14 protein-coding genes are annotated in these 15,004 nt (G+C 50.8%); 8 read left to right on the forward strand and 6 right to left on the reverse strand.

All coding sequences use genetic code 11. The features are described from left to right. Window positions 1-174 precede the first annotated feature (174 nt). From AB2B48_RS22675 to AB2B48_RS22705, 7 genes are all read left to right on the forward strand, one after another. Window positions 175-552 carry a hypothetical protein gene (locus tag AB2B48_RS22675; protein ID WP_368300313.1) on the forward strand — a complete coding sequence of 126 codons (378 nt, stop codon included), beginning with the start codon at window positions 175-177 and terminating at the stop codon, window positions 550-552. A 239-nt stretch (window positions 553-791) separates the two neighbouring features. Beyond that, window positions 792-1,130: a hypothetical protein gene (locus AB2B48_RS22680; protein ID WP_368301996.1), complete on the forward strand. Its 339-nt coding sequence runs from the start codon at window positions 792-794 to the stop codon at window positions 1,128-1,130. 33 nt (window positions 1,131-1,163) lie between these two features. Continuing rightward, window positions 1,164-1,478 (forward strand): hypothetical protein, encoded by a 315-nt coding sequence (locus AB2B48_RS22685; protein ID WP_368300315.1) that lies wholly within the window; start codon window positions 1,164-1,166, stop codon window positions 1,476-1,478. 594 nt (window positions 1,479-2,072) lie between these two features. Beyond that, the gene (locus tag AB2B48_RS22690) at window positions 2,073-2,444 is read left to right on the forward strand and encodes a hypothetical protein (RefSeq protein WP_368300317.1); all 372 of its coding nucleotides are present in this window, start codon (window positions 2,073-2,075) and stop codon (window positions 2,442-2,444) included. Between the two features lie 93 nt (window positions 2,445-2,537). Then, entirely contained in the window at window positions 2,538-3,140 is a 603-nt protein-coding gene (locus tag AB2B48_RS22695; RefSeq protein WP_126851095.1) for a hypothetical protein, read from the forward strand. Next, window positions 3,137-4,120: a hypothetical protein gene (locus tag AB2B48_RS22700; RefSeq protein ID WP_368300319.1), complete on the forward strand. Its 984-nt coding sequence runs from the start codon at window positions 3,137-3,139 to the stop codon at window positions 4,118-4,120. Before AB2B48_RS22695 ends, AB2B48_RS22700 begins: the two co-directional genes overlap by 4 nt. A 30-nt stretch (window positions 4,121-4,150) precedes the next feature. Beyond that, complete coding sequence (locus AB2B48_RS22705; RefSeq protein WP_368300320.1) at window positions 4,151-6,097, forward strand: toll/interleukin-1 receptor domain-containing protein; 1,947 nt, start codon at window positions 4,151-4,153, stop codon at window positions 6,095-6,097. A 192-nt stretch (window positions 6,098-6,289) separates the two neighbouring features. On the opposite strand, the gene AB2B48_RS22710 is transcribed toward AB2B48_RS22705, so the two are convergent. Further along, a complete protein-coding gene (locus AB2B48_RS22710) occupies window positions 6,290-7,042 on the reverse strand; it encodes a DeoR/GlpR family DNA-binding transcription regulator (protein WP_368300321.1) in 753 nt (250 codons plus the stop codon). Between the two features lie 82 nt (window positions 7,043-7,124). Between AB2B48_RS22710 and AB2B48_RS22715 the strand changes: the two genes are divergently transcribed. Beyond that, entirely contained in the window at window positions 7,125-7,712 is a 588-nt protein-coding gene (locus tag AB2B48_RS22715) for an NUDIX domain-containing protein (protein ID WP_368300322.1), read from the forward strand. A gap of 151 nt (window positions 7,713-7,863) precedes the next feature. On the opposite strand, the gene AB2B48_RS22720 is transcribed toward AB2B48_RS22715, so the two are convergent. The 5 genes from AB2B48_RS22720 to tdcC form a co-directional block, all read right to left on the reverse strand. Next, window positions 7,864-8,208 (reverse strand): hypothetical protein, encoded by a 345-nt coding sequence (locus AB2B48_RS22720; protein ID WP_126851100.1) that lies wholly within the window; start codon window positions 8,206-8,208, stop codon window positions 7,864-7,866. A 69-nt stretch (window positions 8,209-8,277) separates the two neighbouring features. Further along, window positions 8,278-9,495 (reverse strand): hypothetical protein, encoded by a 1,218-nt coding sequence (locus AB2B48_RS22725; protein WP_368300324.1) that lies wholly within the window; start codon window positions 9,493-9,495, stop codon window positions 8,278-8,280. Window positions 9,496-10,093: 598 nt separating this feature from the next. Beyond that, the gene (pflB, locus tag AB2B48_RS22730) at window positions 10,094-12,388 is read right to left on the reverse strand and encodes a formate C-acetyltransferase (protein ID WP_333010046.1); all 2,295 of its coding nucleotides are present in this window, start codon (window positions 12,386-12,388) and stop codon (window positions 10,094-10,096) included. Between the two features lie 29 nt (window positions 12,389-12,417). Further along, on the reverse strand, window positions 12,418-13,626 hold the full coding sequence (tdcD, locus tag AB2B48_RS22735) for a propionate kinase (RefSeq protein ID WP_368300326.1): 1,209 nt from the start codon (window positions 13,624-13,626) through the stop codon (window positions 12,418-12,420). A gap of 26 nt (window positions 13,627-13,652) precedes the next feature. After that, window positions 13,653-14,984, reverse strand: a complete 1,332-nt coding sequence (gene tdcC / locus AB2B48_RS22740) for a threonine/serine transporter TdcC (protein ID WP_185667244.1) — start codon at window positions 14,982-14,984, stop codon at window positions 13,653-13,655. Window positions 14,985-15,004 lie beyond the last annotated feature (20 nt).

Here is a 15,004-nt window from a genome sequence, read left to right on the forward strand (position 1 = left end):
TCCTGATCCAGACAGAATAGTTTCAGCGGATGGTATGCGAAGTATTCGTTACGGTAATCATGAAATGAATAGTGGACCAACCAAACATCATTATCATGAAGAAACTTGGACATATGACCCTGTCAATAATGTAATGAATGTCGATAATAGTGTCGTAAGGGTACCTTTTTTAAAATGAAAAATATAACTTTAACTGAATTTAATGGCTCATTTGTTAAATTTCGCTCCCACATAGGGAATGGTGTTGCAATTTGGTGTGGTGACGAATCGCCTCCGGAATTTTGTTATGAATCTGAGTTGGACATAGACGATTCGTTCCAGTGGGGGGTGAATATACATTATGTAAATGAAAGCAATATTAGTATTGAAACAGTTGATGATAAGGTCTTTTTTACTGCGAAGGTATTGTCATGTGAAAAAGATGGAATATTAACAATTTCACTAGATGGAGATGTGATTTTCATTGAAGTGTCGCTAACTTCCATTATAGATGGCTATGTTTTATTTTTTACAACACCTAATAAGATTAAATTGTATCCAGTTGCATTATAATAAAACACTGGGGTAGGTTCATCACCCCATTTTTATAAAATGGTCAAATTGTCTGGAATGGCAAGCCGTAACTCTGGGGTCGGGAAGAAAGCCTGATCGAAGAAAACACCTCGCCTATTACCTGCGCTTCCGGATTAGTACGAGGATGAGAAATCCGGATTACACCATAACCGGTTCCGGTACTATGATGCAAAGACGGGCAATATGTTTCGCCTGATCCGATAGGACTGGCGGGGGGAATAAACCTCTACCAGTATGTACCAAATCCTCTCTCGTGGATCGAACCTTTAGGTCTTAAATGTGGTGGGGTTAATCGGCGTCAGGCTTTAAACGAAGCAAAATATCTTGCTGGTATTCCTCGTTCTCAACAGCCGAATAGGCAATGGACGGTTGGTAATAATCCAATGAGAAGAGGACAAACGAATTATAAATACTCGGAAGGTCTTGGTTCACATGGACGATGTTATGAATATACAGATGCCCGAGGGCACCATGACCACATACTCATACAGGGCAATCTAAACCTGGCGCAGACCCCAGAACCTATGATTTTAAAAATGATAGATACCAAAATATAAATAATCCTTCAACCAATGATTGCCATATTTATTATGATTACTAAAGTTGAAGGTAAATTACTCCTGCTTAGAGCAAGGAACTTTTCTGATAATCTTGAAGGACTTGAATCATTCTCTATCTCTTTGTTGGAAAAAGATGCTTTTTTATGGCATAGAGGTGAGTTGAAAATGGCCAATGCTATTGATAACAAGAATGAGAGGGTTTGCTTTAAAAAACCTGTAGCGGAAGACAAATTAATTGATTCTGTAACTTCCTTATTGAATATAGGCGAGCATTTTTTTGTTGGCTTGTTTATGATGGCAGATGCGGAATATTTATTCGCGGGAATGATTTTCACTTATTTTTAGTTAGCATATTTATATTAAATAATACGTATGATGTATCACTAATATTTGAATCGCCTGATAGAGTAATTACTATAAGTGATAACGAGTATGATGTTGATATTTATCATAAACTAAAATAGTACCTGAAAAGCCGGGGAGATATTAAATCTCCCCGACTTTTTTATTTCCAACTGAAAACCACATCCTGTGGGCGTGGTCATCAACTGGTTTTGGCTATGCCTTATTGTCTTTGGATTTAAATCTTACTGAATTGGCAGAGACTTCTTTTTAAGGGTTTTGGTACGCCCTTCTAGGGCGTAATCAATGCAGCCTTCTATGAAGGCTGATTTTTACTATTCAAGTATTGTTCAATCCACTAAACCAGTACGTCCTTAATCTCCTTGACCATCTGTTTAGCCTGATAAAACTGCTCGCGCAACTCCCGTACTTCGTTATTATTCGCCATCAGCACATACACCCGCCTGTAATCTTCACCGCTACGCGTGGGATAAATCGGGTCGCCTGACAGGGCATGAGGCGTGGTCGAAAACGCGCAAGGAGCGGGAAACCCGCTACCGCTATGATAGTCGCGACCAGATAACAAACGTGCTGCGGGTGAACGCAGACGGCCCGGTGGAGGAAGAACGCTACCGCTACACCATTAATGAGCAAATTGCAGAAAGCCGGATAAACGGGATTCTCTCACAGCACGACTACCGCAACGAGTGCGTGACGCAGGTGGGAGACAGTCGGTACGAATACGATATCTGCGGGCGTGTTATCCGACTCACGGAACAAAAACGCGGCTTTCGCCTGCAGGAATGGCGCTATCGCTGGGATGATTTTGACCGTCTTCGTGAGGTGAGGACGCCGGACGGTGAGGTGTGGCAGTACGGCTATGATGCGTTTGGGCGCAGAACGGTGAAGCGCAATATTATCCGTGCGGCGTGGAAACCTCAGTCCGTGACGAGGCATAACACGTCATAATTCAGATAAAAACTATTGACTTTGGCACTTGTAATGCCAAAGGCATCCTGTAATCTGTTATGGGAATGACCTAATTAAGACAAGGGGCACCGTATGTCCGCTGAGAAAATGTCAGTTTGGGGAATTACCGGCCATCGGCGCATATTGCACCCTGATAATCTATTTCAAATGCTATTACGCCAGGGTGAGATATTACTTGCGAGCGGTAACGAGGTATGTGGATTAACGCCACTTGCAGAAGGTGCGGACCGTATTTTTGCCCGGGTGTTAGTTCAGTTAGGTATCCCTTACAGCGTGCCGCTTCCCCTTGTGCAACAGAATTATGAATGTGATTTTCCTGATACCCTCGGAGAATTTCAAATGCTGCTGGAAAAGGCGCAAACTGTTTTTACGCTGCCCCGCTGCCCCTGGCTCACCGAGAACGATGTGCAACCAGATGCTCCAGGCCGTAACTTTCAATACCTTAGCGTAGGTGTTTACATTACAAATCAGTCTGATGTGCTTTTCTCCGCATGGGATGGTCAACCGGCTCGGGGGATGGGCGGTACCGCGCAGATTACACAGCTGTTTCAGGATTTCACTTCGTTGAAAACTTCAGTCAATGAAGAACAATATCGTTATTTTCAGGCATTAGGCAAAAGAAATACGACAGCTAAACGTAAATTAATATCTTTGGACGTGGTACAGGATAAATGAACCCTTTGCATTTTGCGCTTAAACATATTTCAATTCGGCATAACGCTTATTTAAAGAAACACAGCAAACCACAGGAAGATGCTCATCAGGAAGAGGCTCATGAGGAGAAAGACCCTACTCTCAATACCGAAGAGTGGCACGATCTGAGCTGGCATGAGGAGCGGTCACATCATTACAGTTGCTTATTCCGTGGCGGCGTTCTGCTGAGTTATACCCTGGGGTTCCTCGCAGTGGTATTCGCTGTTATCCCTATTTCTGGAATGTTAGGGGAAGGGGCGATCCATCATTATGGCTTTATATTTGTATTACTTGAGCTTTTCGCGATTGCGTTGATCATCACCATTTATGTCTCTGGAATGGCGAATAAAGATAATAAGCCTGGTCGTGTCCTTTTTCAGGACTGGCGGGGTCACTGGCAGCGGCATCGTACTATAAGTGAAATCTTGCGTTATCAGGATGCGATCGTATGGCTTAAGCCAGATAATGTGATCGATAAGTATCAGATCCCTGAGTCCATACTGGCCGCCACGATGCCTTGCGCTGAAACGATGCTGCGTCGTTTGCAGGTACTGCTGGCCGGGCAGCAGGCTTATAATGCGCAAAAAGCACGCGAATATCATTTTATCCAGCATCGTCTTCACGCCATTGCCAAATGGAGCTTCATTCTGACGCTGGTCTGCTGTCTGGCACATTTTTTTGTTCACTCCGCGGCGCTCTCTGCGCTTTCCGCCATTCTTCCGGCATTAGGCTCATGTTGCCACGGCATTGCCTCTACTGCTGAATATGAAAAACTCGCGCAGCAGTGTCACCAAACAAAACGTTTACTGGATAACTTCGCGCAAAGTTTGGTTGCTAACGAGCAGCGCTTGCTGGTTGATGATGCTGCGCTGCGCCATGAAGTTAAGACGTTCCTTGATATCGTGTTAGACGATAGGGATAAGTGGTTCATCTTCACCAGTTCAAGCAAATTGCCGTTATGACTTTATTTTGATTTCAGGAAAGAGATAGACATGTCATCACCTATTTTTATTAGCCACTCCTCCCGTGACCGGGACTGGGCATATCGACTGATTAACGACCTTGAAAAACGCGGCGTTGCTTGCTGGATCAGTTCCCGTGATATTGAGCCTGGCGCTGATTATCAGAAATCAATCGTTGATGCGCTTGAAGCGGCCCCGGCGATGGTGTTGTTGTTTAGCGATCACGCCAATAACTCCAAAGAAATTCCGCGTGAGATGGCCATTGCCAGCGTCAAAAGCAAACCGATGATTCCGGTGCGGATTGAGGATGTCGTCCCGCGTAATGCGCTGGAATATAGCCTGACGAACGCCCAGTTCCTTGATTTATTCGCTAACTATGAAGAGACCATGGCCCGGTTGGCGGAATCGCTTTTGCGCCAGATTGCCGCCAGTAAGCTGAATGTGTCCAGTGCGAAACCTGCTACCGTGGTCGATAAACCGGCCCCGGCGCAACCGAAGAGCGGAAAAGGCCCAACAATTCCCCCTCGCGCTGAAAAGCCTCAGTCTATGCCGCCACTGAAGTCGAAGTCCAATAACAAAGTCTATATGGGCGTCGGTGCCGTGGCGCTGTTAGCGGTCGCTGGTGTGTTTGTCTTTACCTCACAGGATGATGCGACTCAGGTGCAGACCGTGCAGTCAATACCGGCCCCGCAAGCAGCGCCTCCGGTTGCTAAACCCGCGCCAGCGAGTGTCGAACAACCGCCGAAAAACGAAGCGAAAAAGGTCACTCCGCCGCCTGCGCCTGCGGTTTCTACGGCACCTGAAAAAGAGGTCGCGCCTGCGGTCTCTGCTGCACCTGAAGAGAGTGCTCCTGCGGGGGGCATTGATGCACTGGTCGCGAGTACTAAACAGCTGCGTGCGAGTGACCGCGTTGAGGCATTACAAAAAAGCCCTCTCATAGAAAGTCAGAAGATGAGCGCCGGACAAATGCTGTCGCTATTGAGCGGCACCAGCAACAGTGAGCGTAGCCGGTTGATCGAGCGTTTGCTGCCTTTCACGGCGCAACCTATTGTCGTCGCCGACGCGCTGAAATTACTGAATTTAACCGGAGATAGCTGGGACTCTACCGTGATAACGCTGAATCCTGCGTTACCCGATAATCTTCAAGACGAGGAGATTCTGGCGCTGCTGGGAACCACGGCGTCTTCAAGTCGTGCGCGAGTCCTTGAGTCGCTGGCCCCGAAAGGCGTGGCGCCTTTTGATATGGCCGTTGTTGAAAAAATTCTCAGGCCGATGAACGACAGCCGCAGCAGTGCGATTCGTACGCTGGTGAATTTACTGCCCCAACCGCTTCCGGAAGACAGTTTCAATATGCTGCTGACTTCCCTCAATGGCAGCACGCGCAACAATACCATTGAAGCGATGCAGCCGGTGCTGGCGAATACGTTGACGGTTTCGGGCGCGCTGAAACTGCTTGAAAACACTAACGATAGTTGGACTTCTGCACTGTCTACGCTTTCGTCAAGACTGCCCGATAACCTTACGGCGGCAGAAGGCGCGCAACTGTTGGGTCGTACGCAAAACAGTTCTCGCTCACGCGGCCTGGAAACGGTTGCGCCGCACCTGGCCTCCGGCCTTAAGGGAAGCGATGCCGAATCCATGTTAAGAGGCATGAATGATTCGTGGTACACCGGCGTCTATTCTCTGGTCCCGCGCCTTGCCAAAGCCCAGGATAACGCCTCGATTTTGACGTTGCTAGGCACGACGAAGAACAGTACCCGTAATCGCACGATAGAAGCGCTCGCCACCGTTTTACCCGCCAAAATTAGCGTGGATGACGCAGTCAGTATGCTCGATGGCACTGGGGATAGTCGGTTATCGACCGCGATTTTCTTACTGCCCTATTTGCCGCGACTCAGCCAACAGGACCTGGATAATCTGGCCGGAAATATAAGCACTTCCGATCGGCAAAGATTGGCAGAGGCCACCAAAAGGTAATTGCGGTCATTGCCAGAATGGCGGAATGTTGGATGGTTCCGCCCTCAATACAACGTGATGCCAATCTCCACGAAAGCAGGGCGGTTGCGGCCGTCCCTGCGCAGAAAAGCGTCATCCGAAAGCCTGTTATGCGAAAATACGCACCTTCCCCGGGTCAACGTCGTCGCAAAGATTAAGCTCATTCGCGCCGCGTTACGCGATAACCGACACGCCATTGCTGGCTAAGGCCGTCGTCAGCGGCGCATCCAGTTCGCCGTCGATAATCAGGGTGCTGGCGAGATTCAGCCCGCCAATCGCAAAGGCGGAAGCGGCGTTAATTTTCTCCTGCGAGGCCATCACGATAGTCTCCGAGGCCCGCTCGCTGAGCAGGCGCTTGACGGCCGCCTCTTCAAAGCTGCCGGTGGTAAAGCCTGCGCGGTGGTGTACCCCGGTCACGCCCATAAAAAACAGATCCGCGTTAATGCGGCTGGCCGCTTCGCTCATGGCCGAACCGGTGGTGACGACGGAGTGCTTGAACAGTGTGCCGCCCAGCAAAATCACCTCAATCGCCGGGTAATCAATCAGCCCAACCGCAATGCTCGGGCTATGGGTGACAACGGTGAAGTGCAAGTCGTGCGGCAGCAGTTTGATCATTTCAGTGGTGGTCGTGCCGCCATCAATGATCACGACCTGTCCTGCGCCAATCAGCGAAACGGCTTTCTGGGCAATGGTTTTCTTTGCGTCTATTTGCACGTTTTTTCTTGCTTCAAATGGCGCAATGGCGGCAGAGACCGGCAGCGCGCCGCCGTGGACGCGCTGGAGTAATCCGGCGGCGGCAAGCTCCCTGAGGTCGCGGCGGATAGAGTCTTCCGAAACCTGAAACTGCTGGCTGAGCTCGGTGGAGTGGACCTGTTTATCCCGGGCGAGAATCGCCAGGATCTGCTGCTTTCGTTGGCTGGCTAACATGTTTTTTCTCATGCGTGTTTTTTCTTGATGTCGCACGATTATGCGTGATAGTTTGCAAAATGTCATCGACAGGAGAGAAAAAATGAGCGCTATTGAGCCGTTAGTGAAAAATATTCAGTCGCAGCTGCTTTCTGACGACTGGTACACCCTGAAAAAATACACCTTCGACCTGCGCCGCCGCGACGGCACGTGGCAGCGGCAGAGCCGCGAAGCCTACGATCGCGGGCACGGCGCGGTGGTGCTGCTGTACAACCGCCGTAAGCAGACGGTGGTGCTGACCCGCCAGTTCAGGATGCCGGTATACCTTCATGACGGCTGCGGGATGCTCATCGAGGCGGCAGCGGGCCTGCTGGACAGCGCCTCTCCGGAGGCGCGCATTATCGCCGAAGCGGAAGAGGAAACTGGCTTTCGCATAATGCAAATCGAGCCGGTATTCAGGGCCTTTATGAGCCCCGGTTCGGTGACCGAGAAGCTGTGGTTCTTTATCGCGGAGTACCAGGATGAGGATCGCGTCAGCCGTGGCGGCGGCGTGGAAGAAGAGGGCGAAGATATTGAGGTGCTGGAGTGGCCGCTCCAGCACGCGCTGCAGGCGGTGGCCAGCGGTGAGATTATGGATGCCAAGACCATTATGCTGCTGCAGTATCTGGCGCTGAATCAGCGGTTGGGATAAAGCGCGCCGCCTGCCTGTGGCATTTCTGCTGCTGCACCCTTCCCTTAATATTATGCCCGCAAACTGACTGCGGGCATGCTCGCAGGTTACACGCAAAGCCTTGGCCCATTGTCCGCGGGTAGCTTATGCCAGATAACTCTGGGGGGCTGGATTACTCCATGACCAACCATTTTCCGCTGTCATTGATGACGTTAATCGTCGTGACGCTTTTATTGCGCCCAATAAGCGGAGAGGTGATATCGACCTCGACTTTACAATTGTATTGCTTGCTATTACCGGACTCATCACAGGATATTTTTCGTATTGAGTTTAGCGTTGTCAGCATACCATCAGTATTTACGCCATATTTTCCCATCATCTGACTTGCTCGGGCATTACCTTCATCGAGCTTATTTTGCAGTGCTTTCTGAATGTCACTTTCAGATGGCTCGCTGTTACATCCGGCAAGCGTTGCCGTGACGATAGCAAGAATAAACATTCTAGTGAAAAGTTTCATTTACCGTTCTCATCAATGCCATTTTGTAAAATGGCGTCTTACTCAAAGCAAAACGCCATCACTGAACACCTATTTTAAAGTGAAGTTGAGTAGTGGCGATTTATCATTTAAGGCATCAACAGCATGCCGGAATATAGAGATATCCTCGCGGACTAATACGGTATTAACGAGAGCCTTATTCGGCTCATAGCCCGTCACCATCAGATAAGCTGTGCCTTCGGCACCGAAGTTATTATCAGGGATATTCGACAGTACGCCTGAAATGCTTCGAGCTTCATCCTCATTTGCTGGAGTAATTTTGCACTGAATGATGCTTTTCTCCAGCATGATGCTGATGTTCTGACGCGAGCGATAGAATGTGGCTGGACCAAATTCCAGTGACGACCCGCATCCTGCGACGTCTATCGGGAATATTTTATTCGTGAAGTCATAGCCTTGTGGCTTACTAATGCTCAGATAAGCATCGGTAATGATCTCTTTTTTGACGCTCTCTTGTCGCCTGTTCAGACGGGATAGCATTTTGCTTACCTTAATATATTTAACACCTTTAAACTTAGCGATCTCCTCATTGGCTTTAGCCAACTCGTCTTGCTTCATATCATTTCGTTTAAAGGGATCGTTTTCCGCATTCCAGCGATTGCTGAGTAAACCTAACTTCTCGTCATCGGTCACTTTACGTGCAGAGTTAGCCAGGAACAGTAACATCAGGTCATCCTCATTGATGGCCTTAAAGTCGCTATCTGGAATCGCCTGAGCTGCTGCAATTTGTTTCTCTGCTTCTGCTTTTTTGGCCGCTTCTTCAGCCTTACGTGCCTCTTCCTGACGGGCTTGTTCTGCTTTGGCTTTTTCCTGTGCTTCACGCCATTCCTTTTGTTCTGGCGTTTCATCAATCTTTATCGTTTTGAAGTTATCAAGATTTAAGCCAAGACGTACGGAGTCAGCATCAAGCTTAACTTTACCATCGGCTCCCTTATTCAGTTCGTAATGGAAAGAGCCCGCCATCGCCTGTCCTGATTGTTGCGAATCGACAAGCGTGGCCGTAGCGGTACATTGTGCAGAGGTCTCTGTTGCGCGTTCATTATCCTGTGCGAAGTCTTTAAACGTGACTTTGAGTTGTTTTAGCAGATCTGGGGTACTTCTATCGCCGCCACCTTCCAGCACCATGGCTGAAATTAGTCGATGGATGAGGTCATTCTGAACTGATGAATCTCCACAATCGATGTCATTTTTGTTACAGCCACTGAGCGCGATGGCCGAAGCACATAACAGGGCGAACTTGTATTTCATTGTTCCTTTCCTCTAAATGCATAAATAAGAGCATATGGTAATTTAAGAAAGGAAAACACTTTAGATGACACTTAATCTAAATTTGCATTTATTATAAGATTGAGTGTTTTCAGTTCTTTTTAGATAATGTTTATATATATATCATATATCCATGGCGCCTTCCTTTACTTCAGTTTGTGAACTATTAAATTTAGGGGTGCTGGAACGTAATGTAATATAGATATTAGCTGGCTTAACGTTATTCAACTATTAGAAATGGTGGTTTGCTACCGCGTTTATCTGCAGGGTAAAAACGTGTCTTGTGAAAAAAGTAGCAGCTATTCTTATGGGCGTCGATTATTTTCACCGTGAAGGTTTTTCGGAAGGGGCGCAGGGTCTGCTTTGCGAGCAACAAGGTACATTTCTGGAAAGCGATACATTAGCGCTGAAACGGTATTATTCAATACAAAAGCCATAGCGGAAATCTGGTCTCCCAAAAAAAAGGTGCACAGAGGTGCACCAAAGGAGAGACAAACACACTTTTTTGTCAACAACACATCGCTTAACTGGCCGCACGTTGCCGCGCGGCCAGCCATACTATTTCACGGGGCTTCCAGCGTTACAGCGCCTGGGTGAACGTCCGCGAAATCACATCCTGCTGCTGCTCGCGGGTCAGCGCGTTAAAGCGCACCGCGTAGCCAGAAACGCGGATCGTCAGGTTCGGATAGTTCTCCGGATGTTGAATGGCATCCAGCAGCATCTCCCGGTTCAGCACGTTAACGTTCAGGTGCTGTCCGCCCTCGACATGCGCCTCGTGGTGGAAGTAACCATCGAGCAGCCCGACGAGGTTAGTTTTCCGTACGCCATCCTCTTTGCCCAGCGCCGCCGGTACGATAGAGAAGGTGTAGGAGATCCCATCTTTGGCATAGGTGAACGGCAGTTTCGCCACTGAGGTTAGCGAGGCGACGGCGCCTTTGCGATCGCGGCCGTGCATCGGGTTAGCCCCTGGTGCAAACGGTGTGCCGCCACGGCGACCATCCGGCGTGTTACCCGTTTTCTGGCCGTACACCACGTTAGAGGTGATGGTCAGGATGGACTGCGTTGGCACGGCGTCACGATAGGTTGGCAGCACCTGAATTTTCTTCATAAAGCGCTCAACCAAATCGCAGGCAATGCTGTCCACGCGCTCATCGTTGTTGCCGTACTGCGGATACTCCCCTTCAATCACAAAGTCGACCGCCAGCCCGGTATGGTCGCGCACCGGTTTCACCTGCGCGTATTTGATAGCCGAAAGGGAATCCGCCGCCACCGACAGCCCGGCAATGCCGCAGGCCATGGTGCGATAAACGTCGCGGTCATGCAGCGCCATCAGCGAGGCTTCGTAGCTGTATTTATCGTGCATGAAGTGGATGATGTTCAGCGCGCTGATGTACTGCACCGCCAGCCAATCCATAAAGTGGTCGAGGCTCTCCATCACCGTATCGTAGTCGAGTACCTCATCCATCAGCGGTGCCGTTTTCGGGCCGACCTGAATCTTCAGCTTCTCATCCACGCCGCCGTTAATTGCGTACAGCAACGTTTTGGCGAGGTTGGCGCGTGCGCCGAAGAACTGCATCTGCTTACCGATGACCATCGGGCTGACGCAGCAGGCAATGGCGTAATCGTCGCTGTTGAAGTCGGCGCGCATCAGATCGTCGTTCTCGTACTGCAGCGAGGAGGTGACGATAGACACCTGGGCGGCGTACTTTTTAAAGGCCACCGGCAGCGCTTCTGACCACAGCACCGTCAGATTCGGCTCCGGCGCTGGCCCCATGGTGTGCAGGGTATGCAGATAGCGGAACGCGTTCTTAGTGACCAGCGTGCGCCCGTCCATTCCCATCCCGCCGATCACTTCGGTCGCCCAGATAGGGTCGCCGGAGAACAGGGTGTCGAACTCCGGCGTACGCAGGAAGCGCACCATGCGGATCTTCATGATGAAGTGGTCAATCAGCTCCTGCGCCTGCTGCTCGGTCAGCAAGCCGGCTTTAAAATCGCGCTCAATATAGACGTCGAGGAACGACGCGGTACGGCCGAGCGACATCGCGCCGCCGTTCTGCGATTTCACCGCGGCGAGGTAGGCAAAGTAGAGCCACTGCACCGCTTCCTGGGCGTTACGCGCCGGGCGGGAGATATCGCAGCCGTACTTCGCCGCCATCTCCTGCATTTGCAGCAGCGCGCGGCGGTGTTCCGACAGCTCTTCGCGCAGGCGAATGGTGGCTTCGAGGTTCTCACCGCGTTGCAGGTTGGACTGGAGGTCGGCGAACTGCTGTTCGCGTTCGCGCACCAGATACTGAATGCCGTACAGCGCCACGCGGCGGTAGTCGCCGATGATACGCCCACGGCCGTAACCGTCCGGCAGACCGGTCAGCACGCCGGATTTGCGGCAGCGCAGCATGTCCGGGGAGTAGGCATCAAACACGCCCTGGTTGTGGGTTTTACGCAGCTCGGTGAACAGATATTCGAAGTTCGGGTCCATCTCACGACCGTAGGCATCGAACGAGCTCTTGATCATGTTGACGCCGCCGTAAGGGTGCAGCGCGCGCTTCAGCGGCTTGTCGGTTTGCAGGCCGACGATCTTTTCCAGACTCTGGTCGATATAGCCCGCGTCGTGAGCGGTAATGGTGGTGGCAATATTGGTATCGAAGTCGACCGGTGCGTGCGTGGCGTTCTCGATGCGAATGCCCGCCATCACCTTCTCCCAGAGGGCGAGGGTGGCCGATGTCGCTTCAGCAAGGAAGGATTCATCGCCTTCATACGGCGTGTAGTTATGCTGAATAAAATCGCGGACGTTAATACTCTCTTTCCAGTCCGTGCCGTTAAATCCCTGCCATGCTTCGGCGTACAGCTTATCGCCGGTATCGATATTTACCTTCATGGATATTCTCTCTGCTGACTAACCGTTAATTACGCGTATTCGACGCTGGCGCTAATTTCGCCTAAATGAATCGCATCGAGGGCAATCATTTTTTCTTCATTGGTTGGAATAACGCTGCACACCACGCGGGCATCGTGGGTGGAAATAATTCGCTCGCCGTAGGCGTTCGGTAAATTATTTCGCTCGCTGTCGATATTCACCCCCAGCACGGCGAGGTGCTCAATCACCAGGCGGCGAATTAAAACCGAGTTCTCACCAATACCGCCGGTGAAAATAATTCCATCGAGGCGATGCAGCGAAGCCGCGTGCCCGGCAATATGGCGGGCGATGCGATGGACGAAGGTTTTAATCGCCAGTTGGGCGCGTTCATGCCCTTCATGCCATGCTTTTTCCAGCACCCGCAGGTCAGAGGAGAGGCCGGAAATGCCGAGCAGACCAGACTCCTTATTCACCACGCGCTCCAGGTCAGCGAGCGTCTGCTGGGTTTCACCGGCAACCCACGCCATAGCGCCGAAGTCCACGTCGCCGCTGCGGGTGCCCATCATCAGCCCTTCGAGCGGGGTCATACCCATGGAGGTATCCACGCTCTGACCGTTACGCACCGCACAGATAGAGGCACCGTTACCGAGGTGAGCAACCACCAGGCCGGAGTCCTGCTCTGGCAGGCTAAGCAGGTCGTGGGCGCGCTGAGAGACGTAGCGATGCGACGTGCCGTGGAAACCGTAGCGACGTACGCCCAACTCTTCAAAATATTTCCACGGCAGGCCGTAGAGATAGGCTTCTGGCGGTAATGTCTGGTGGAAGCTGGTATCAAATACCGCCACCTGCGTGACGCCTGGGAACAGTTGCTGGGCAGATTCAATACCGCTGAGGTTGGCGTAATTATGCAGCGGGGCCAGCGGGGATACTCTGCGGATATTCTCGATGACTTCATCAGTAATAATGGCGGATTCAGTAAAGATATTTCCGCCGTGGGCAATACGGTGGCCAATTAAGGCCACGCTGTCATTTAAATCACGCTTTTCGAGTTCAAAGGCAATCGCCTTTAATGCGCCTTCGTAGCTGTGGTGAGCCAGCGTGGCTGGCTCACCTCCATTTACGGATAAGAACGCATTTTCAGTATTAATACCATCAGCAATACCCGCCATTAATACATCGCAGTTGGTTGCATCCAGTACTGAAAACTTAATTGAAGATGATCCACAGTTAATCACTAATACGACCGGGAATTCATTCATTTTACGACTCATCCTGAGCTTACAGATTAAAACAGTTTGTACACGATGTTGAGAATGGTCAGCAGACCAATAATGGTGACAAACACGTTATCCAGACGACCACGGTATTTCGCCAGAGATGGCGCTTTACGGATGGCGTACATCGGTAACAGGCACAGCAGGGAAGCGATAATCGGCGCACCCATGGCTTCAATCAGGTCCAGAATGTTCGGGTTGGCATAAGCGACGACCCAGGTGGAGCCCATGATGAAGATCATGCTGATGGTGTTCAGTTTCCCGGAGGAGACCTTGGTTTTATCGCCTTTGTAGCCAAACTTCAGTACCAGGCCGTTCAGCCCTTCCAGCGTGCCGAGGTAGTGGCCGAAGAAGGATTTAAAGATAGCCACCAGGGCGATGATAGAGGCACCGTACTCCAGCGTGGTGGCGAAGGTCGACTTCGAACCAGACATAGAGGCAAAGTGGTTTGCCAGGTAAGAGAGCACCGGAATGTTCTGCGCTTTAGCTTCCGCCATGTTCTGCGGAGAGAGCGTAAACAGGCAGCTGAAGGCGAAGAACATCACCACGGCAACCATCAGTACGCTGGCGCGGGAGATAATCTGCGAACATTTCTGCTCGGTGAATTCACGGCCGAAGTCCTTCTCATACTCTTCGCGCTTGGAGACCACGAAGGAAGAGACGATTGGCGAGAAGTTAAAGGAGAACACCATGATGGAGATACCCAGCCATACGGTCACCAGGATACCGTCGTGCCCGGTCATCGCGATATTGCTGAGATCGACCTGATCGATAGCGGCAGAGTTCCAGTAAGGGATCAGCGACAGCGAAATCAGCACCAGGCAGGCAATGAACGGCCAGACCAGGTAGCTCATCACTTTAACCATCAGGTCTTTACCAAACCAGATAACGAATGCCATCAGCAGCAGCAGGAACAGGGCGACAAAGCCACGGTTCAGCGCTGGCATCTGCAGCTGGTTTTCCCAGAAGGTCATAAAGGTGTTGGTAATGGTGACGCCATAAATCCACAGCAGCGGGCAGATGGCGAAGAAGTACAGGAAGGTGATTACCACGCCGCCCGTCTTACCAAAATGCTCCTCTACCGTTTCGGTGATGTTGCCGGAGGGGTTAGACCCTGACAGGCACAGACGCGCCAGCGCGCGGTGGCAGTAGAAGGCAATTGGGTAAGCCAACAGCAGCATCAGCAGAATGGGGATTAGCCCACCAAACCCGGCGCGAATCGGGAAGAACAATACCCCGGCGCCGATGGCGGTGCCGAATAAACCCAGGGTCCACGTAGTATCTGATTTACGCCAGACAGATTGTTTGGTCTGACTGGATATAATGCTTTCAGTAGTACTCATATCCTATCCTCAGCGAAGTG

Source organism: Kluyvera sichuanensis (assembly GCF_040930405.1).
GTDB classification, from domain to species: domain Bacteria; phylum Pseudomonadota; class Gammaproteobacteria; order Enterobacterales; family Enterobacteriaceae; genus Kluyvera; species Kluyvera sichuanensis.